General features: G+C 63.1%; 14 protein-coding genes. 2 read left to right on the top strand and 12 right to left on the bottom strand.

The window, feature by feature from the left end; genetic code table 11:
• Positions 1-441: 441 nt before the first annotated feature.
• The 11 genes from BM338_RS14260 to BM338_RS14210 all read right to left on the bottom strand — a co-directional run bounded on the left by BM338_RS14260 (position 442) and on the right by BM338_RS14210 (position 14,420).
• Positions 442-849, bottom strand: a complete 408-nt coding sequence (locus tag BM338_RS14260) for a hypothetical protein (RefSeq protein WP_090451761.1) — start codon at positions 847-849, stop codon at positions 442-444.
• Entirely contained in the window at positions 846-1,472 is a 627-nt protein-coding gene (locus BM338_RS14255) for a hypothetical protein (protein ID WP_090451759.1), read from the bottom strand. The genes BM338_RS14260 and BM338_RS14255 overlap by 4 nt, the downstream gene beginning before the upstream one ends.
• Before the next feature lie 10 nt (positions 1,473-1,482).
• A complete protein-coding gene (locus BM338_RS14250) occupies positions 1,483-3,240 on the bottom strand; it encodes a putative porin (RefSeq protein WP_090451757.1) in 1,758 nt (585 codons plus the stop codon).
• Between the two features lie 92 nt (positions 3,241-3,332).
• Positions 3,333-4,007, bottom strand: a complete 675-nt coding sequence (locus BM338_RS14245) for a TonB C-terminal domain-containing protein (RefSeq protein ID WP_143109304.1) — start codon at positions 4,005-4,007, stop codon at positions 3,333-3,335.
• A 17-nt stretch (positions 4,008-4,024) separates the two neighbouring features.
• Entirely contained in the window at positions 4,025-4,432 is a 408-nt protein-coding gene (locus BM338_RS14240; RefSeq protein ID WP_090451753.1) for an ExbD/TolR family protein, read from the bottom strand.
• A gap of 12 nt (positions 4,433-4,444) precedes the next feature.
• Positions 4,445-6,250, bottom strand: a complete 1,806-nt coding sequence (locus BM338_RS14235; protein WP_090451751.1) for a DUF2341 domain-containing protein — start codon at positions 6,248-6,250, stop codon at positions 4,445-4,447.
• Between the two features lie 52 nt (positions 6,251-6,302).
• The gene (locus BM338_RS14230) at positions 6,303-7,907 is read right to left on the bottom strand and encodes a ShlB/FhaC/HecB family hemolysin secretion/activation protein (protein WP_177229351.1); all 1,605 of its coding nucleotides are present in this window, start codon (positions 7,905-7,907) and stop codon (positions 6,303-6,305) included.
• Positions 7,908-8,955: 1,048 nt separating this feature from the next.
• Complete coding sequence (locus tag BM338_RS14225) at positions 8,956-9,945, bottom strand: FecR family protein (protein WP_090451747.1); 990 nt, start codon at positions 9,943-9,945, stop codon at positions 8,956-8,958.
• Positions 9,945-10,490 (bottom strand): RNA polymerase sigma factor, encoded by a 546-nt coding sequence (locus tag BM338_RS14220; RefSeq protein ID WP_090451745.1) that lies wholly within the window; start codon positions 10,488-10,490, stop codon positions 9,945-9,947. Before BM338_RS14220 ends, BM338_RS14225 begins: the two co-directional genes overlap by 1 nt.
• On the bottom strand, positions 10,490-11,170 hold the full coding sequence (locus BM338_RS14215) for a secretin and TonB N-terminal domain-containing protein (protein WP_090451742.1): 681 nt from the start codon (positions 11,168-11,170) through the stop codon (positions 10,490-10,492). Before BM338_RS14215 ends, BM338_RS14220 begins: the two co-directional genes overlap by 1 nt.
• Positions 11,171-11,363: 193 nt before the next feature.
• Entirely contained in the window at positions 11,364-14,420 is a 3,057-nt protein-coding gene (locus tag BM338_RS14210; protein ID WP_255367311.1) for a TonB-dependent receptor, read from the bottom strand.
• 453 nt (positions 14,421-14,873) lie between these two features.
• Between BM338_RS14210 and BM338_RS14205 the strand changes: the two genes are divergently transcribed.
• The gene (locus BM338_RS14205; protein WP_090451740.1) at positions 14,874-16,892 is read left to right on the top strand and encodes an MGH1-like glycoside hydrolase domain-containing protein; all 2,019 of its coding nucleotides are present in this window, start codon (positions 14,874-14,876) and stop codon (positions 16,890-16,892) included.
• Here the strand turns inward: BM338_RS14205 and BM338_RS14200 are convergent.
• Positions 16,828-18,789 carry an esterase/lipase family protein gene (locus BM338_RS14200; protein WP_143109303.1) on the bottom strand — a complete coding sequence of 654 codons (1,962 nt, stop codon included), beginning with the start codon at positions 18,787-18,789 and terminating at the stop codon, positions 16,828-16,830. The two genes, BM338_RS14205 and BM338_RS14200, sit on opposite strands and share 65 nt — an antisense overlap.
• A 285-nt stretch (positions 18,790-19,074) precedes the next feature.
• Between BM338_RS14200 and BM338_RS14195 the strand changes: the two genes are divergently transcribed.
• Positions 19,075-20,073, top strand: a complete 999-nt coding sequence (locus tag BM338_RS14195) for an Lnb N-terminal periplasmic domain-containing protein (RefSeq protein WP_090451737.1) — start codon at positions 19,075-19,077, stop codon at positions 20,071-20,073.
• The last annotated feature ends 133 nt before the right edge of the window (positions 20,074-20,206 follow it).

Raw genomic sequence — 20,206 nt, 5'->3', positions numbered from 1 at the left:
CACTAAAACTTCATGCAACTTGTTCGCTCTCTTGGGTGAAGAGAAAGAACAAAAGCCTGCAACGACGTGCCCCCTCCCCTGCGTGCAGCAGGGGAGGGTTGGGGTCAAGCCCTTCAGCATGTAACGGTGTCTCAAGGGCCTACCCCCTCCCAGCCTCCCCCTGCATGCAGGGGGAGGAGCAGAAGCATCACTGTTGTCACTAAAACTTCATGCAACTTGTTCGCTCTCCTGTATGGAGAGGAGAGATAGAAACTCGTAACTACGCGCCCCCTCCCCTGCGTGCAGCAGGAGAGGGTTGGGGTGGGGTCAAGCCCTTCAGCGTGTAACGGTGTCTCAAGGGCTTACCCCCTCCCGGCCTCCCCCTGCAAGCAGGGGAAGGAGTAAGTGCATTGCTGTGTCACGGAGTGACATCGAATCGTCATGTCCGATCGCACGCTCTCCTCAATGCCCGCCGGGTGGATGCAGCAAAGGCACCGAGGGATACGTCGGTGGTGGCCGCTGCGGTAGCACCGACTTGCCAAGGTTGGAACCCATGCGGTGACTCAGCGCGGAAAAGTTGTATTGGCCGACCTGCCGGTTGGAGGGTTCAAGTGCGACCGCATCCATCACCGGCGCTCGCGCCATCGGATTTGCCGCGGCGTTCGGAGCGAGCGCGCGGCTAAGGCAATCGAAGGCAAGCACCGAGCGCTGGTTGATGCTTACTTCAACGCAACTCGGCGGCGCGGAAGCTGGCGGCTCGCCAGCGACTGCATCGGTCAGCGGCAGCGCGCCGATACCCAGCACCATCAGCCATCGCCACGGCATCCGCACGCTATGCGTGACGGAGTGCGCCGTGGCGATGCCGCTCATGGTTGCTTGCCCTTGGCTGCGGCGGGCGCATAACGCTGTTCGTAGAGCCGGTCGCCATAGCCTTGCGCCGCGTTCTCCAGCTTGACCCTGGCGGCTGCGGCAAACGGTTGCCGCGCGGACAGCACCGTGCCCATGTCCATATGCGCGTAGGCGTCCAGGATTTCCTGGCCCACTTTGTACAACTGCTGGTTGCGCGAACCGCAGGTGTTCAGCTCGTTGGTGGCATGGGCCAGTTCGGTGCTGAGCGTGCTTTCGCGCGCCTGCTGCGTCTGTAGTTTCGCCGCGGCTTCGGTGCCCGAGCGTTGTGCCTGTTGCAACGCTTCCTCGGCCCGCTGACGTGAGCCGCGCTCGGTGGCAAGCTCGGAGCCGCCACCGGCCGTAGAAGCGCGCAACTTGCTCAACTCCGCCTGTGCCTGCGCGAGTTCTTTGCGCGCCTGATCGCGTTCGCCCTGTATGCCCTGCTTCTGCGCGTTCCACGCCACCTGCTCGCTCTGCAGATCCTGCAGCTGGCCGCGTGCTTCGCGTAGCTGGGTACGCAGTTGTTCCTCCAGGCTTTGTGCCTGTGCCGATCCCGTCGAGAATCCCATTCCGAGTACGACGGCCATGCCAAGCATGCGCTTCATAAGCAGGCTCCTAAAACTTGCTGTTGATTTCGAGCTGCAGCACGTCGATGGACAGCGGCGGCCCGAATACCTGCTTGGCGTTGAAGTAGCGCGCCGACAGCCAGGTGCGCTGGGCGATGCCGTAATCCGCACTGATGATGAAGCCCTTGGCGTTGGTGCCGCCGAGGTGGAAGTTCGGATCGGTCAGGCCGTCCAGCACCGCGTCCGGCTGCAGGTACTTGTAGCCGAAGGTGACATTCCAGTCGTTGGCCTTCATCGGGTTCGGATTACCCAGGATGCCGCGTGCCAGCCAGCCGACCGGACCGCTCTTGTACGGGCCAGTGGTGGTCGGCGAATCGCCGTTCTCGTAGTTGTTGACCGGCTGGCCCAGGCCGTTGGGATAGCGCTTGAACGCATCGCGTGCGTGATACGACATATTGCGCACGTAATCAGCCTGCAAACGCACCGGCGTTTCGCCGATCTTGAAGTCGAACTGGTTGGTCAGGTTGAGCAGGTGGTAGTCGTAGGCAAGGCCGACGAACTGCGGCTGCGCGTAATTACCCGGCGAGGACGGATCGGGCACGATATTGCGCAGCAGGAACACGCTGTTGCCCTTCTGCATGAAGGTCGGCGCGGTATCGTCGGTACTGCAGAAGTTGATGCCGGTATACAACGCGCACGGCTGCGACAGCTGGCCGCGCATGCTGTCGTAATAGTAATAGGCCAGCGCGGCGGTCCATTGCATGTCTTCGTCGAACTTCCAGCTCGCACCCAGCTGCGCGGCGGAGAGCCAGCGCTGGCTGTCGCGGTTCTTCTGGTAGCCGAAGCCCTGCGAGGGCGTGTCGTTGCCGGTGTACTGGATCGGGAACAGGCCGGCGGTGGCGAAGCCGTTGAGGCCGTCGGCCAGCGGCAATTCGGCATGGCCGGCGATGCCGTCGAAATTGAGTTCCGGCGAATAGATCAGGTCGGTGACAAAGAACGGATTGGCCATGCGGCCTGCAGTGAGCGCGCCCCACGCCACCGGCTTCCACTGCACCCATGCGCGATCCAGCCACAGGTTCTTCTTGACCAGGCCGCCGCCCAGCGCCTGTGTGGTGGACACGGGATTGTTATCGTTACCCGAGCCGATGCGGATGCCGGCGGTGATGGTGTCGCCGAGCTTCACCGACATGCCGATATGCGCCTGCAGCGAGAGCGTGTTGGTGTGGTTCTGCTGCGTATTGAGGATCGGCGGATTGACGCCCTGAGTGATCTTGTTGATGTCGAACGGACCGTTGCGGTTCAGTGCCGCGTAGTCGATGAAGTACGGCGAGTTGCTGCGGCTGAAGTAGCGCGACTCGTCGCGCACGCGCAGATCACCGGACCAGCTGATGCGGTCGAGCCATTCCGGCAACGCGTCCGGCTGCGCCCAATGTTCGGTGCGCGCCTGCGCGATCACTTCCTGCTTGACCTGATCGCGGATCTCGTTGCGCACGCTCTGCGGCACATAGGGCACGCGCACGTCGCCGGGTTGTGCGCCATCGACGGCAGCGGCAGCCACTGCGGTCGACGCCTTGCGTGCCTGCACAGCTTCGGCATTCGCTTCGGCGATCAGCCCATCCGCGTCGCCTTGCGTAATAAGCCCCTTCTTCACCATCAGGCGGATCAGGTTGATGGTGGCATTGGGTGAAGGCGCCGCGTCCTGGGCCATCGCCACGCTGCCGGCACCGGCCAGCAGCAGGCTGACAGCCAGACACAGCGCGCGCCGTCGCGGCTGGCGGTGCGAGCGGATGACGTAGGTGGACTTCATGATGTTCTCCAAAAGTGTGCGGTGCCGTCGGGTAGGAGCGCACCCAGTGCGCAACCGAGCCAACGCGGAATGTGGTGTTGAATGGAAAGGGGTCATGACGGACGGCGCCCCCGGATGGCGGCGCGTACAGGCATGCGCATGCTGGGCGGTGGCGCGCTGTCGATGCTCAGCCCTTGCAGCACTTCAACCAGCGCTTTGTCGGTGCTTTCCACGCCGCTGGGAGCGGCCAGTTCGACGCGCGTGATGCGCCCGCTGGCGTCGATCCACAGATTGGCTTTGACGTCGAAGGACAGGCGCCGCGTGCGCTCGTCGCGCTGGATTGCCTGCTGCAAGGCGTAGCCGAGGTATTGCTCGTACGACGAACCGCCGACGTCGTTGCCACCACCGCTGCCGACCATGCCGCCGCCGTCGCCCGCACCGATGTTGAAGGAGTCGTTGCCAGCCTGCGCCGGGCCATTGATGCTCACCTGCTTCGCCACATCCGGCGCCTGCTTCGGCGCCTCGACCGGTTTGGCCGGTTCGTTGGGCTTGGGCAGCACCTGCTTTTCTTCTTCGACCTTCTTTGGCTCCGGCGGCTTTTCCTTCGGCGGTGGCGGTGGCGGCGGCAAGGGTGTGATGGTGGCGATGCGCGGCGCCTCGCGGCGCACGCCCACCTGATGGCTGGCGAGTTTCCACACCAGCGCGAGTACGGCGAGGATCGCGACGGCCAGCATCAGGCGTCCGCGCCATCGCCGCCACCCGCTCCCGGTCTGCCCGGATGTCGTCATGGCAGGTCTCCGCACCGTCAGCCGCCCGGCTGCTTGCCGGTGACCAGGCCGACCTGCGACAGATCGAGCCGGCGCAGCAGATCGAGAATGTCGACCACCTTCTGGTACTGCACGCCGGCGTCGCCTTTCACGATGATCGGGAAGTCGGGCGTCACCGCCTTCTGCGTGCGCAGTCGTGCTTCCAGCTCACCGAGCGTGACCGGAAACGCATCCAGGAAGATCTGCCCGCTTTCCGACACGGTGATCGCCTTGGTCTGCGGCTTGGCCAGGCTCACCGACGCGCTGGCCTTGGGCAGGTTCACCTTCACCCCCTGCACCGAGGCGGTGGTCATGATGATGAAGATCACCAGCAGCACATACGCCAGATCCAGCATCGGCGTGATGTTGATGTCGTCGTAGGGCTTGTCGTCGTCTTGGACTTGCATGGCCGCGCCCCCTTATGGGCCGACCGTGCTGAGGTCGGCCTCCCGGTGCAGTTCGGCCAGACGCGTGACGAACTCATCCACGAACACCTGCATGTTCGCGGTGACCGCTTTGTTGCGCGTCAGCAGATAGTTGTAGCCAAACAGCGCCGGGATGGCGACGACCAGACCGGCCACAGTGGCGAGCAGCGCAGCGGCAATGCCGGGTGCGATCGCGTTGACATTGACGTCGCCGGCCGCGGCGATGGCGGCGAAGGTGATCATCACGCCGACCACGGTGCCGAGCAGGCCCAGGAACGGGCCGCCGGAGATAGCGATGGTCAGCATCACCATCGAGCGCGAGAGCTTCTGGTTCTCGCGCACCAGGGTGGAATCCATCACCGCACGGATCGCTTCGATCGACTCGGACGCGATGACCACGTGGCCGTCCTTGTTACGGCGACGCCACACTTCCTTCTTGCCTGTTTCGTACAAACGGTAGAGCGAGGAATCGGCCAGCTCGACCTTGGTGGCCGGCGATTCTTCGGCGAGACCGAGCAGGTTGCTGCCGAGATCACGGAAGCGGTCCAGGAAACGCTCGTTGGCCGAACTGACCGCGCCGACGTAGCGCGCCTTGTTCCACATCACCACCCAGGAGATCAGCGCCATCACTAGCAAGATGCCGATCACCACCCAGGCATCGGCCGTGACCGATTTGACAATGATGCCGAAGTAGCCGAAACCGAAGCCAGATTTCTTTTCGTCTTCGCCGTACTGCACCAGCTTGGATTCCGCGCCTTGCGACAGCGCATCGACCGCCAGCACGGTGGCCGGGCGCGCCACGCGGGAGATACGCAGCTCATCCATGTCGCCGATGAAATTGGCAAGCGCCGCGCCCTGCCCGTCGGCAGCCGGTGCTTCGCCGCCTACCGTCGCGGCATCGGTCAATGCCGGCACGGTGGCTGCCAAGGTCGCATAGGGCTGGCCGTTGACGTAAAGCACGGTCTTGCTGCTGTCGGCGGTGACCGCCAGATACGTCCATTGGCCAGCCTTGATCGGCTCGCCCGCTGCGCTGCGCTGCGCCTGCTCGCCGTCGATCTCGACAAACGGCGCGCCGTTGGCCAGACCGATCAGCACACCTTTGCCATCCTGGCGACGCGCATACAGTGCGGTCGGCGCGGTGGGCAATGCGTCCACTTTGATCCAGGCGCTGAAGCTGAAATTGCCGCCCGCCGTGAGGTTCAGCGAAGCCGCGGCCGGCAGCGTCAGCGTCGAGCTGCCGTCGAAGCGCGCGGCCTTGCCGACGATGCCGCCATCCACCGGGCGCAGCTGGCCCTTGGTCGCGTTGTTGCCGTACGCCGTGGCGTCCTTCGGCGATGCACCGGCGGCATCATCAAAGTGATAGACCAGGGTGTAGTCGGCATCGAAAGTCGCCGCACCGCTGCTCTGCGGCGGCGCCTTGGTGTTGCCGTAATACATCCACACAGTCTGCTGGCCGTTGGCCGGCATGTCGGTGGTGTCCAGCCAGATCTGGCCGACGCCCATCACCGGGTCGAAGCTTTCCACTTCATAGTTGAGCGGCGTCTTGCCGTCGGCTGCGATAAAACGGATATCCGCACCGCTCTTGGCCACACCGTCGAACTGGAAGTTGCCGGGATGCAGGCGGATCAGCAGCGGCACGCGACCCGGCGCCTGCGCGATGCCGGCACCCTTGGGGCTGGTATCCAGCGTGATGGCTTTGCGGAAGGACCAGTCGTCGTTCCACCACGAGGCATCCGCCGCCATGGCGGGGCGCGCCAGCCACGACAGGCATAGCAAACACGCGAGTATCAGGTAACGCATTGTCATAGCACCCCTATGCGGCAGAATTCGTTGGTGATGGCTGTTGGCCTGCTCACAGGCTGGCCTTCACGTTGAAAAGCAGGCGGCCGTCGTGCGCCTTGGTGCGCGCGCCGTCCTTGAGTGGATAGGCGTACTCGAGCTCGCCATTGAGGTAGCGGAACAACACGAAGCGTGTGCCCACGCCCGTGCTGAGCAAGGTGAAGCGGCCGCGCTGGTCCGGTAGCGGATCGATCAGCAGCACGCGCGAGCCGTCGATGAAGAAATGAAAGCGCCAGTCATTGACCGCGTCGCCGACCCATGACGCGATGGAGGGACTGCGCAGCTCCACCGAACCGATGGCGCCGTTGTCGCCGGTGTCTTCCGCCGACAGATAGCCACGCACGCTGCTGGCGCCGCCCGCCGCGAACTGCTCGCTGGAGATCAGCGGCGAGTCGGCGAGCTGGCCACTGGCGCGGAAGGCCAATGAGTAATCGCCCTTGAACACGCGCGTGTAGTTGAAGTCGGCGCGCAGATACGCAAAGTTCTGGCGTGCATTGAAGCGCTGGTTGTCGAATGCGTTGCGGTCACTGCCCATGCCGCGCCAACCGAAATTGCCGGCCAGCGTGAACCCAGTCGACGACTTCTCCCCTATCCGCTGCCCGTTGTAAGTAACGGCGGCCGGAAAGTAAGTGATCGGCACTTTGGAGGTCTGGCTGCCGATGCTGATGTTCTGGTCGAAATGCTTGCGGCTCACGCCGAACGACAGCGACTGGCTATAGGTGCCCAGCGTCGGCAACAACCGCGTGGCCTGCAGGCTGACGGCGTTGCCCTTGCCCAGCACCGTGGTGCCGCCCAGTGTGTTGGCGTTGCTGTTGGACTTGTAGCCCGAGCCCAACAGGCTCCAGCCGTCGCCCACCGGCGCCAGATAGGAAAGCGCGTAGACCTCGGCGGCGTTGCGATCCTGCGGCGCGACGATATAGGTGGCCGAGATCGCGTGCCCGCGTTGCCACAGGTTGTCGTAGCGGACGTTGCCGATGGTGCGCAGCACGGGCGTATCCGCACTGTGGTCGTTGTTGACTTCCAGACTGCCGTGCAGCGGATAGGTGTCGTCGACCTTGAGGGTCACATCCATGGTCTGCGGCAAGGTGCCTGGCTTCAGCAACGGCACCACCTGCTGGCCCGGCTGGCGGTTGATCGCCGTGAGCTGCTCCTGCGCCTTGGTGAAGTTGGGCACCGCGCCTTCGGCCAGCGCCGGCACCGCATCACGGATCGCCTGTGGCGAGTGGTATTTGGCACCTTCCACGCGCACGCGGCCGACGCTGTTCTCGGTCACCTGCAACAACAGCACGCCGGCCTTCACCTGCTGCGGCGGCACTTCCACCACCACCGATTGATAGCCCTTGGCCTGGTAGATCTTTTGCACGGCATCGCGAGCGGCGTGCACGTCGTCCAGGCTACGGCCAGGGCCGAGGAACGGTTCCACCGCCTGCTCGATATCCACCGCTTCGAGCAAGGTATTGCCGCGGACCAGGTACTCGTTGACATCGAAACGCGCGGGCGCCTCGCTCGGGGTGGCGCCGGCCTGCTGCGCGTGACCAGGCGCTGGCCATGCCAGCGCCATCGCGATCAGCCATGCCAGCGGCCGCCGAGCCGCGTTGCGCGCCATCCATGCGCTCATGCGTGCGCCCCGCTCACGACACACCCGCTGGCCATCCCTTCCCATATGGACGCCAAAGCTATAGCGCGCCGGATAACCAAACCGCGACAGACACATGTCCGATCCAAGGCCATCGCCGTGTCGCGCATACCCTTGCCCGCCGGCCATCTGGACGGCCAAACCACACCATGATCTATCACGCGACCACCATCCCCCGAGGACCGCACGCCGGCGGCCGCTCTCCGTTCCAAGATCGCGCCCGCCCGATGTCGCCAGGCAAACGCCAAGAATGAGAGTGGGCATCCCAGCCCGTGGATCACATCCATGCCGAGTTAGACGGCATGCCGCGCGAGGGACTGAACCGAGTCACGAAAATTTCATGTCAGCCTGTGTTTCAGGATGTTTTCCGGGGCCCCTGACATCGAACCGTCATGAATTCAGTCAGGTGAAGTGGATGCGAAGCGCAGGAGCGACCACCGTTGCGTTATCGCGGCCTGGCCGCTTATGCAGCGGGCATTTCGGACGCCTGCCGGCGCCCGAGTCACTTTCTCTTTGCTGACCCAAAGAGAAAGTGACCAAAGAGAAATGGTCTAAAGAGCACGGCGTGCTTTGTAGCCACGCCTTTTCCAGTGTCAGGCGTCGGGTTTGCTCTTGCTCCCTCCCCTGCTCGCAGGGGAGGGTTGGGGAGGGGTGAGTACTTGAGAAAGCGTATCGGGAAAGGTTTTCTCAAGGGCTTACCCCCTCCCGGCCTCCCCCTGCGAGCAGGGGAAGGAGAAAAACACGCGTCGCTCTGACACGACGCTAATCAGATCCAGAGGAGAGGGCAGGAAGAGAATCCTTCCAAACGTCTGACACTGGAAAAAGCGCAGCTACAAAGCCCACCGCCTGCTTTCAGGCCATTTCTCTTTGGTTACTTTCTCTTTGGGCCAACAAAGAGAAAGTGACCCGGCTCGCGGCAGCGAGGCGGAATGCCCGCTGCATAAGCGGCCAGGTCCCGATAACGCAACAATTGTCGCAAACACAAGTCGCGCAGGTGATCTTCGGCATCAATCAAGCCGAAAAACCGACCTCAGCTCAGCAGCACGATGCCACCCGGCAAGGTAGTGACATGAGCGCCGAAGGCGTCGTGAATCAGCGTAGCCGCATCGGCGAGCTGGTTCAGCGTGAAGCGCGCATGGACCTTGCGCGCACCCAGCGCATCGTTGGTGAGGATGAGCTTGCCCGGCCGGTAACGGTTAATCTCCACCACCACCGAAGACAGCGGCTGGTTATCAAACACCAGCACGCGACGCCGCCACGCCATCGCCGTGTCGATATCGGCCGGTGCCGGTGCGGCCATACCGCGCTGGCCGTAAAGCGCGCGTTGCGCGGTGCTGATCGATTCGGTACGCCCCTGGTATTCCAGGCGCACGGTGCCGTTGAGTCCGGTGACTTCGACATTGTCATCCAGGCAGCGCACATTGCACTGCGATCCGGACAACGCGTTGACCCTACCTTTCGAGGCGTAGATGGTGAAGGGCTCGCTAGCACCGTCGAGTGTCTGCAGCTGGATCTCGCCAGTGAGCAGTTCGATGCCTACCGGGCGACCCTCGGCGTACTTCACGTTGATCGCCGTCTGCGTGTTCATCTCGACCACCACACCCGGCGTCACCTGCACCTGGCGCTGCTCGCCGGTCGCGGTGCGGAAGTCGGCCATCATGTCGCCGACATCCGGCCACAGGCGCATGGGCGGACGCAGCAACAGGAACGCGGCCGAGGCGGCCACGGCACCGCCAAGGAAGGCGCGGCGGCTCATGCGGCGCGGATCGCGCTGCAACGCATCGGTCTTGACCTGCTCGCGTTGCGATATCGCACGCGCGGCCGTGCCCAGGTTGTCCCATAGCAAGCGGGTCTCAGCGAACGCCCGTGCGTGGGCCGCGCTCTGGCTGCACCAATGGCGGAACGCTTGCGCGTCGGCCGGGGTGGCGCGGCCGGAGGTGAGCCGCAACAACCAGTCGCGCGCCTCGCGGTGAAGCGCCGAGCCGTGGCCGGTGATGGCATCAAGGGTCTGCATACTCATCAAGACTCTTTTCCGGCCCCGGGACCGAACCGCTGCACCACCCGGCGATCGAGACGTGCGCCACAATGTTCGAGTGCGCGCTTGAGTTCCTTGCCAACCATACGCACGGAAATGCGGAAACGGTCGGCGATGTCCTGTTGCGGGACATCCTCGACCCGGGAGGCGATCAAGATCGCGCGCTGGCGCGGGGTCAGCTCCTGCATCGCCTGTTCGAGCGCCGCCACTTCGAGGCGCGCGTGCACGATCCTGGCCGGATCGAGTGCATCGTCGGCGAAATGCAGCAGCTCCTCGACTTCCTCCCCGGTGAGGTAACGGGCCTCGGCCTGGCGCTGGTCCGCCGCCACATTGAGCGCCATGCGGAACAGGTAGCCGCCCGGATTGCTCTGCGCAACCGTGCCGTCGGGCATGCGCTCGACGCGCAGATAGGTTTCCTGCAGCACATCGTTGACCAGCTCATCGGAGCCCAGGCGCCGGCGCAGACGCTTGCGCAGCTCGGTCTGCCGCTCCATGAATAACGCCAGCAACGACATCGACGACGCCGTCATCAAGCCGCCTTGTCGCGCGTGGATGCGCGACTGGCGCAACCCGGCAGTCGCGACGCGGGGCCGGGCAACAAAAGGATGGTCACGGGCTGCACCATCGCCAGCGGTGGCGGTTCCAGCCGCAGGCGCATCATCGCGGCCTTGATCGCGGCGTCGCGCTCGGCGGAACCGCTGCTGCTGATCAGGCGCATCCGTTCGACCGCGCCGGCCGTGCCGATCCACAACTGCATGACCAGCCGGTATGTGCCTAGCCGTGTGGTTTCGGAGCGGCACAACATCGTTTCGACGGTCGATTGCAGCGTCGCGCCGTAGGCTTCGGCGACCGGATCGGGCGGAGCATCGCCTTCTTGGCGATCACTGTGAGGTTCGCTGTCGCGCACCGCTCCCGTCGGCGCGGCGCCATCGGCGGGCATCAGGGTGAAGGCCTGGTCGGCGGAGTAATGCTGGACCAGCCCGGTGCCAGCGAGTAGGCGATCAAGCGCCTCTCCGGCAGTGAAGTCACCGCTCACGCCCGGGGACTCCCGGCCCGCAAGCAAGGTCTGATCGACCAGCAAAGCCTGGCCCGTTACGTCGCTGAACGCACGCACGGCGCCACTCAACGGCTGCGGGCCGATATCGAAATGAAGGCGCTGACGCGCGTCACTGCGAACGGGGACGTCATCCAACGACGGTGGCAAACCCATGGCATAGCCAGTTCCCCCCGAAAGCAAACACCCTGCGGCTAAGACCCACTTGGCGCGCGACATGACCGTTTCCTGATTGCCCGGACCGGAAAGGCCTTATGCCAAGCACAACCCCTCACACATCCGTCGGGATCGTAACTATGTCATATGTCAGTTAGGTAACCGTGGGGTGGTTGTTGTCTCGGTGACTGGCCTAGTAGTCGTAGCTGACGCTCAACCGAACGTAGCGTGGCGCCTCGCGATACAGCGCCGTGCCAAACAATGGATTGGGCGAATACGGCGCCTGCTCCGAGTTCGGCTGCAGAAAGGTCGGTCGCTGTTCGTTGAACACATTGAAGACGTTGGCACTGATGGCGAGTCGCTTGGCGGCGAACATCGGGCGATAGGTCACGCCAAGATCCAACTGGTGCAGCCAGGGCAAACGGCCGTGGCTGCCGGGCGGCGACGGTTGGCCGTTGCAGAAGTGGTAGGCGTTGCCATAGCCAACCGGGTCGGTGTGGTCGGGGCCGTAATAGCCCAGGCAGATGCGCGGGTTCCCGGATTGCACGCTGAGGTTGCCGGATACCTGCCACTCCTGATTGATCTGGTAGTAGCCGAACAGTTTCACCACGTGGGTGTGGTCGTTGTTCTGCGGCCCGTTGGTATGTTCCATGATCGCGTAGTTATCCCAGTCCTCGCTGGCGGACGCGCCACCTTGCAGAAGATCCGACCGCACCTGCCCTTCGGTGTTGCCGTAGCTGCGTGAGAACACGTAGTCGATCTTGCCGTACCAGGTGCCGTCGAACGGATGCTCAAGGAAAGTTTCCAGGCTGTAGTAGCGGCGCTTCAATCCGTTGAAGCCAAGCTCGGCATCGCTCATCGGTACGCTAACCAGGCTGCCGTTGGTGGTTACGAGATTGAAGATATTCGCGCGGCCGGGATTGATCAGATAGCAGCTATTGCTGGAGCCGATCTGATAGCCGAGCGACTGCGCCTTGTCGAGGACCCGGTTGACGTCGCAGAAATCATCGATGGCGTTGCGCAGGATGCGCTGGGTCAGCTTGGCGCCGTAGGTCCAGTTGGGGCCGGCGGTCTTGGTGAAGCCGAGGATAAATTCATCCTGGTCCTCGGCCTTCAGGTTTTTTGCCGTCACCGTGCGCGGGTCGGGCGATATACCGAAGGAGTTGTTCGCCGAGACCGGGTTGGACATCACGGTGAGGCCGGTCGGCGTGCCATCAGCAGCGATACCGCCGTAGGTGTAGTACTGCTGCGTGCTGACGTAACCTGCGGCGGCGCCGGTCGCCGGGTTGAGCGGCATGCTCAGGTAGTAGCGGCCGGCATTACCGTAGATCTTGAAACTCGAATCGCCGTTGACGTCCCAGCTGAAGCCGAGACGCGGCGCCCATTGCGGCTTGGTTTGCGAAATGAACGCCTGGCCGCCCGGGTTGTAGTCGGTGAATTGGTCGTTGCGCAGGCCGAGCGACAGCAGCCATCGGTCGCTGACCTGCCATTTGTCTTCGACATATTGCGCGCGCTGCATCGAGCGCACGCTCACCGCGTTGTTGGATATGTTCTTTTGCACATAGTAGCCATCCTGCCCGTTCGGGAAATTGGCCGGCGCGGGTACGCCGAGGCCGGACACGAGCGGCGCATTGGGGGTATTGGTGTGCCCGTAGGCCCAGACGTAGCCCGGGCCGGAATTCTTGTTGCCCTGGTTGAGCGCCTCGGACCGCTGGTTGTCGATACCGACGCTGATCATGTGATCGCCCAGGTGGTAACTGATGTCCAGGCGGGTGTTGGTGGTTTTATTGCTGCGGGCGGGGTCGTAGAGCGTCTGGATCGTCTGGTTGTTGCCGCGTGCCACGCCACCGTTCAACGCGGGGTTCTGGTTGGTGATGCCACTGACGTAGGTGAGGCTGCTGTCGTAACTGCCCGGCACGTCGTAGTCGGTGGTCTTCATCTCACCGTACATCGCGCTCACCGTGAGGTTGTCGGTGATATAGCCGGTGTACTTGGCGACATAGAGATCGCCACCTACCTTGGTGTTGTCATCGGTATTGATGAAAGCGCCCTGCTTTAGCGTGGTGTAGTCGTACTTGGAGATCGAACCATTGCCATGGCGCTTATCCGATGCGCCGGTGAGTTCGAGGATGTTGCTGTCGTTGATATTCCAGTCCAGCTTGCCGTACCAGCGTGGGCTGTCGTAGCGATAGGTTTGATAAGGCTTGCTGTTGTCGACGGCATTGACGTTGGTACCGTCCTGGCGCTCGAACTCACCCGCGATAAAGAAGAACAGCTTGTCCTTGATCAGCGGGCCGCCAACGTAAGCGCTGGCCGTGGTCGTCCAGAGCTTGTTCTTGCTCTTGGGATCGTAGAGATTGCCGGCTACCGGCGACGCCGGTATGCCATTGGCGTAATGCACATCGGTGTAGTCGCTGCGGGCGAAGGACGGCTCCCACAGGATCTGGGCGCCATAGTGCCAGCTGTTGTTGCCGCGCTTGCCGACCTGGTTGATGACGCCGCCGTCCGAGCGGCCGTACTGCGCGCTGTAGCCGCCGGTGTACACCTCCTGCTGATCGATCGCGCCATAAGGAAGCGTGATGCCGCCATGTCCATTGAGCGGATCGGTCGTATTGAATCCATTGATGTAGTAAGCGTTCTCGGTAGCGGCCGAGCCGCCGAAACTGACCAGCGGCTTGCCGGTGGCGGTGGTGAAATTGGCGCTGTTTCTGAGGACGCCTGGTGCCAGCATGGCAATGGCTTCGGCGGAACGCCCGAGAGGAAGCTTCGCCAGCTGTTCCGCCGTGATCACCGTGCGCGAGTCCACGCTGGTGACGTCGATCGCCGGCAGCGCGTTGGCGACGACGTTGACCGAACCGAGGTTGGATACGGCCTGCCCTGCTCCCGCCGCACTGACAAATGAAACGTCGGTACCCGCGCCGACGTGCAAGGCGATGTCGCTACGTGTCTCGACCGTTTTGCCATCCCGCCGCAGCGACACCGTATACGTGCCCAGCGGCAACTGTGAGGCGACATAGCGTCCGCGGGCATCGATCGGCACTTCGCGCTTGAAGCCGCTGGCGCTTTCGATCAGCACCGTTTCGCCGCCGCTGGCGGTGACCTGACCGAAGAGCGTTCCTGTGGTCGCCTGGGCGAAAACGCCGCCCGATGCACCCAAGCCCACGACCAAGGCCAAAACCAGAACACGCTGGGCTGGAGTGCGCATACCCGAAGCGCGCTTATGCAGCAGCGATTGCAACATCGTCATCATGCTCATCCCCATCGTTGGCGTTGGGCTCAGGACGAAACGACCATGCCGGCATCCGCGCACTGGCATGCGGCACGCTGAAGGAAATAGCGCGCCAAGAGGTCACGACCATCCAAAAAAGCCCGGACTGAATCGATCTAAATCATGTCCCCAATAAAGCCCGAATAGGATGCATCCGATTCGGGCTCAGCGGGAACCATGCAACGGTGTCACATGGTTGTCAACCATTTCCTAGGAAACCAACGGACACTTAGACGTCTAAATGATTTGTGCATGTGCGCCATGTTTGACGCACTTGACCGCAACACGAGCGGCTCACGCCATAACCGCCGCCCCAAAAGCAAGTGACATGCGTCTCACGAATCAAGTAACCGTGACGCCGGCGTTGTGCGTACCATCCGCCATTCATCTATCTGTCCGACAGCAACACGCCACCGCGCCAGGGAACGACACGCCATGCATCCATCCGTCAAATTGTTGATCGCGGCTGTGGCCTGCATTGGCTTCAGTGTTCACGGCGAGGACGTCCGCGCCGAGTCAGCCGTGGATGGGGCCAGTGCTGCCTATGTTGATCTGCTCGATCTGCATGGTGCGCCGCAGACGCCGACGGATCGCAGCTTCAATATCTTTTTCGACGCGGGCGCTTGGCACGGCTACAGCCTGCCACTAGCCGACGATCGGGAAACAGGTTTTTCCGGCCCCTTCGCGCACAGCTTGGCTGAGGGCCAGTGGGTCGGCGCACGCTTTGCCGCCCTGGCACTAAAGAATGTCGCGAGCCCGCAGGATATGAGCCTGGTCCCGACCGAAAGCCATGCGGCACCGGGTTATCTGGTTCGCGTTTTCTCCGGCACGGACCTGACCGTACGTCAGACCTTGTTCTTTGCCGACTCCTGGCACGCACTGGTGCGCGTGGAGCTGACCGCGGCAAAGGCGCAAGACGTGAAGCTCGCCGTGCTTGGGCGTGCAATATCGCCCGACCATCCGGCGTTCGGACGGGACGGCGATACGGTGACGCAGACCTTCGCCCATTCGAACTCGAAACTCGCTACACGGCTCCACACGGATGGCGCATCGGCGCAACAGGTCACGCTGTCGGGAACGAATTACCGGATCGCGCTGGACCAAGCGCTGCATCTGAAGCCGCATCAGACCGCCACGGTCTTTGTCGAGCAGACGTTGATCTACGACGCGCGCGCGGAGATGCCACCACCGGTCGACTACGCCACCGCTTGGACCAAGAATCGCGAGCGCTGGGCCGGCTATCTGAAGTCTGCAGCATCGAGCCACCTCCCTGGTCTGCCCGATGACGTCGCACGCCGGGTTGCCGTCAAAGCCATGATGACCTTGCTGGGCAACTGGCGCGCGGCGCGTGGCGACATACACCACGACGGCGTGATCCCCTCCTACTCCAATCCCGATTTCAACGGTTTCTGGGCCTGGGATTCGTGGAAGCATGCGGCGGCGCTGGCGCATTTTGTGCCTACGCTCGCACGCGAGCAGATACTCGCGATGTTCGACTACCAGGGCGCCGACGGCATGGTTCCGGACTGTGTCTATCTGGATAAAGCGAACAACAATTGGCGGGATAGTAAGCCGCCACTGGCGGTATGGGCGTCGCTGGAGCTCTATCGCGCCGATGGCGACAAGGCCTTTCTGGCGGACCTGTACGACAAGCTGGTGCGTTATCACCGGTGGTGGTTCACGGCGCGCGATCACGATCGCAACGGCCTGGCCGAGTTTGGCTCGACCGATGGCACCAAGATCGCCGCGGCGTGGGAAAGCGGCATGGACAATGCGGTCCGCTTCGACGCCACCCGCATGCTCAAGAATGGCGAAGGTGCCTGGTCGATGGATCAGGAGTCGGTTGATCTCAACGCGTATCTCTATCGTGAAAAACTCGACCTGGCCGAGGTCGCCGCCATCCTCGGCAAGACGCAGGATCAGCAACGCTGGCTGGCCGAAGCCGCGGCGATGAAGTCACCAATCCAGACGCGGATGTTCGACAAGGAACTGGGCTACTTCTTCGACGCCAAACTGGGCAAGGACGAGCGCGTGCGGGTGTTGGGTTCGGAAGGCTGGGCGCCGCTGTGGGCCGGCGTGGCGAGTCCCGACCAGGCGGAATCGGTGATCCGGGTAATGCTCGATCCGAAGAAATTCGCGACGCTCATGCCGTTCCCTACCCTTGCCGCCGACGACTCGAAGTTCGCGCCGATCAAAGGCTATTGGCGCGGTCCGGTATGGCTCGATCAGGCTTATTTCGGTGTCGAGGCGCTAAGGCGTTATGGCCATGACCGGCAGGCCGATGACATGGCCCGCCGCCTGGTGCGTCAGGCCAATGGGCTGACGCAGCAAGCGCCGTTCTATGAAAACTATGACCCACTGACGGGCAACGGCTACCAATCGCGCAATTTCAGTTGGTCGGCAGCCAGCTATTTGCTGTTGCTGCAACGTCCCGCGAATAGCTCTTCTCGTTAGACCGCGACACCGAGGCGGCGTGAGCCGCCACATGCACTCGCAGAATCCGCCGCAGCTCCAGAATGGCGGCTGGCGTTTCCTGCACGCTATGCCATGACGGAATGGCGAGTTCGGACTCGGCGCCGTCCAGATGCGCGCTGCGATAAGGCACCACGCCGTCGCTGCTATCGATCAGCGGTCCCGGCGGTGTGTAGACGCCAACGATGGTGTGGTAGCGCACGGCGGGTGACATCGGCAGGTTGGCGGCGGCCACGATAAAGGGATCTTTGTCACTCAGATTGTCGATGCTGTTGGGGATACGCATCGGCGTGCTGCTTTCCGAGTCGTTCTTGATCAGGTCGGAAATGCTGGCGACCTCCTTGAGGACATTGGCCGGCAGCCGGATCAGGTTGCCAAACCAGCGCGCCAGCGTGTGTTGCGCGTAAGGTGTGCCCCGCTGCGGCGAGGCGAGAAACACGGCCCGGGTGACCTGCGGCATCGGCGTGAACTGCAGATACGGGGACAGGCGTTCGCGCAGCCGCGCTTTCTTGGCCGGCGACAGATCCGCGCGGGTCGGAATCACGCTCCACAATTGATCGCCACTGGACGACACCAGCAGGCGCGCGATGACGCCGCCCATGCTGTGGCCGATCAGGACGACGTTGTTCGATGCACGGGCCTGGCCGCTGGGATCGAAGTGGCGAAACGTGGCGTCCAGTGCCTTGCGGATATTGGCGAGGTTGACCGCGATGGGCGCGTTGGTGGGGTAATAGATTTCCCACACCTGATAGTTGCGGCGCAGCTCGGCGTCGCCCATCACTTCGTTCGACACATTGATCCACGCTTCGGGGCTGCTCGCCAGACCGTGCAGCATGATCACGGTCATGCGCTTGGGGTCGTAGGGCTGCATCAGGAACACACGCGGTGTCTTGATGCCGCCTTCCCTGCCCAGCAAGGAGCGGATCGACTGGCTGGCAAAGCCCGAGCGGGCCAGCCATACGCCGTAAGCCGCGGTGAAGTTGGCCGCCAGCGGCACTTCGCGGCCGGCGACGGTAACCGAGTCGTCGCGATACGGATCTCTGACCAGCACGCGGACCTGACGCGTAGCGAGCACGTCGTTCAAGGTGGTGCCGTCGAACAACAGGGCGCCGGTCATCGACGCGTAATCGGGTTCGCGCCATGGCACGTCGTTATCGGGCTTGTCCGGCGGGGCAACGGCGACGAATTCCGAGCCGAAGCCGTCGCGCCGATAGACATTGCGCAAGCCGTTGAAACGCAGCGTGAAGGCGGAAAGCAGCTCCACCGGTTCAGCGGTACTTTCAGCCGACTGCGGGTCGACCTCGGGCCGCATGACGGTCCAGCCGGCCAGCTGCGTCTGCGTCCAATGCTTGTCCAGGCGCGGCAGTTCCTGGAAGAAACGCGTCACCGCTCGCTGCACCGAAAAATTGTAGAAGCCGATCACCTGTACCTGACGCAGCTCGAAGGCGCGTTCGGAAGGCTGGCGCTTGGTATAGAACAGGTAGGCATAGGCATAGCGCCCGGCCTGCAAGAAGGCATCGAGCGCCTGGTCGCTCATCTCCGCGTCGGTCTTCGCCCGGTCGCTGCGGATCGCCCGCGCCAGCCAGAGTTCGGAAAGCGCCGATAGCCGCTGTTCGTCGGTAAGCCCCGGCGAGTGCTGCACCGTCTCCACACAGGTGTCGAACGTACGCTCGCAGTCATCGGCGGTCAGCGCCACCACGTTGAGCGATTGCACACTGCGATCGCTCAACCGGCCGGTACCGATCACATCGCCGCGCCGCTCATTGACTGACTCGTGCAGCTTGATGCGGCTGACCCCCACCATGGCGCAGGCGTTAAGGCATATCAGCGCCACCATCAGGACGCATCGCACGATCCAGACGCACTTTCCGTGATTCATCGTGCGAGCGGTCCACTGTGGGGAGTCGAGGCTGCGATTGTAGCGATGGAGGGAAGTTGAGCGGTGCTCCCCTCCCCCTGCAAGCAGGGGGAGGTCGGGAGGGTGAGCTCTTGCGAAAACCCTTCCCGAAACGCTTCCTCAAGTACTTACCCCTCCCCAACCCTCCCCTGTCCCACGGGACTAGCTTCGCGTCGCGAGCAGGGGAGGGAGCAGTGACGATGCGTTGTCATCGAGTGGCTAAAGCTGCAGGCTTGGACCCTTGAATGGATGCCCGGCGGAAACCTGATGACCAAGAAATACCGGCAGCTCGGCCGGATCGCATTGATCGCACTGCTGGGACTCGTCACCTTTGTCTCCGGTGCATGGGGCGCCCTGGCCCTCTGGTATCGCTTGCCGGGGGGAGCTGCCATGCATGCAACGGGTAGCGTGCTGTGGTCGCTCGCCGTGATCGCGCTGATCGTGTTCGCGGTGATGCGGCACAGCTGGCTGCCGATCGGCATCTACGCCCTGATGTATGTGGCGCTGCTGGGTTGGTGGGCGACGCTTACGCCGTCCAATGACCGCCTCTGGGCTGACGACGTGTCCCATCTGCTGTCCGGCCAGGTGACCGGCAGCCTGGTCACGCTCACTAACGTGCGCAACTTCCACTGGCGCACCGACGACGACTACGACGTCCATTGGGAAACCCGCAGCTATGATCTGGATCATCTGGTGTCAGCGGACGCCGTGCTGTCGTACTGGGGCAGCCCGGCCATCGCGCACGCGATGATGTCCTTCGGCTTCGACGACGGCCGCCATGTGGTTTTCTCGGTGGAGATCCGCAAGAAGCGCGGCGAGCAGTTCTCGTCGATCGGCGGGTTCTTCCGGCAGTTCGAGACGATCCTGGTCGCGGCTGACGAAAGCGACATCATCCGGGTCCGCACCAATGTCCGCGACGAAGACGACTACCTCTACCCGCTGCGCATGGACAAGCCCACGATGCGCGCCCTGTTCCTTTCCTATGTTCAGACGGCGGACGAACTGGTCGATACCCCAAAGTTCTACAACACCATCACGTCGAACTGCACCACGCTGGTCTACAGCATGGCCAAGAAAATCGATCCGGGCCTGCCCTGGGACACCCGCCTGCTGATGACTGGCTACCTGCCGGAGTACCTGCACAAGGTCGGCGCGGTGGATCAGAGTATCCCGATCGAACAGCTTCGCCAGCGCGCGCGGATTACCGACAAAGCGAGAAACAGCCCGCCGGGGGCGGACTTCTCCAAGGCAATTCGGGCTCCCTGACTGTCCAACGTTAAGGTCATGAATCCGATAGTCCTGCCACCGCTTACGACAAGCAGCACCGATGTGCCGCCTGCGACCAGCGCCTACGATGCGGCTACGCGCATCCCTGCGCCGGAAACCGCAGAGACCCGGC

The organism is Dyella sp. OK004 (assembly GCF_900114495.1).
In the GTDB taxonomy this organism is placed as follows: domain Bacteria; phylum Pseudomonadota; class Gammaproteobacteria; order Xanthomonadales; family Rhodanobacteraceae; genus Dyella_D.
This window is presented reverse-complemented; position numbering and strand designations above follow the sequence as displayed.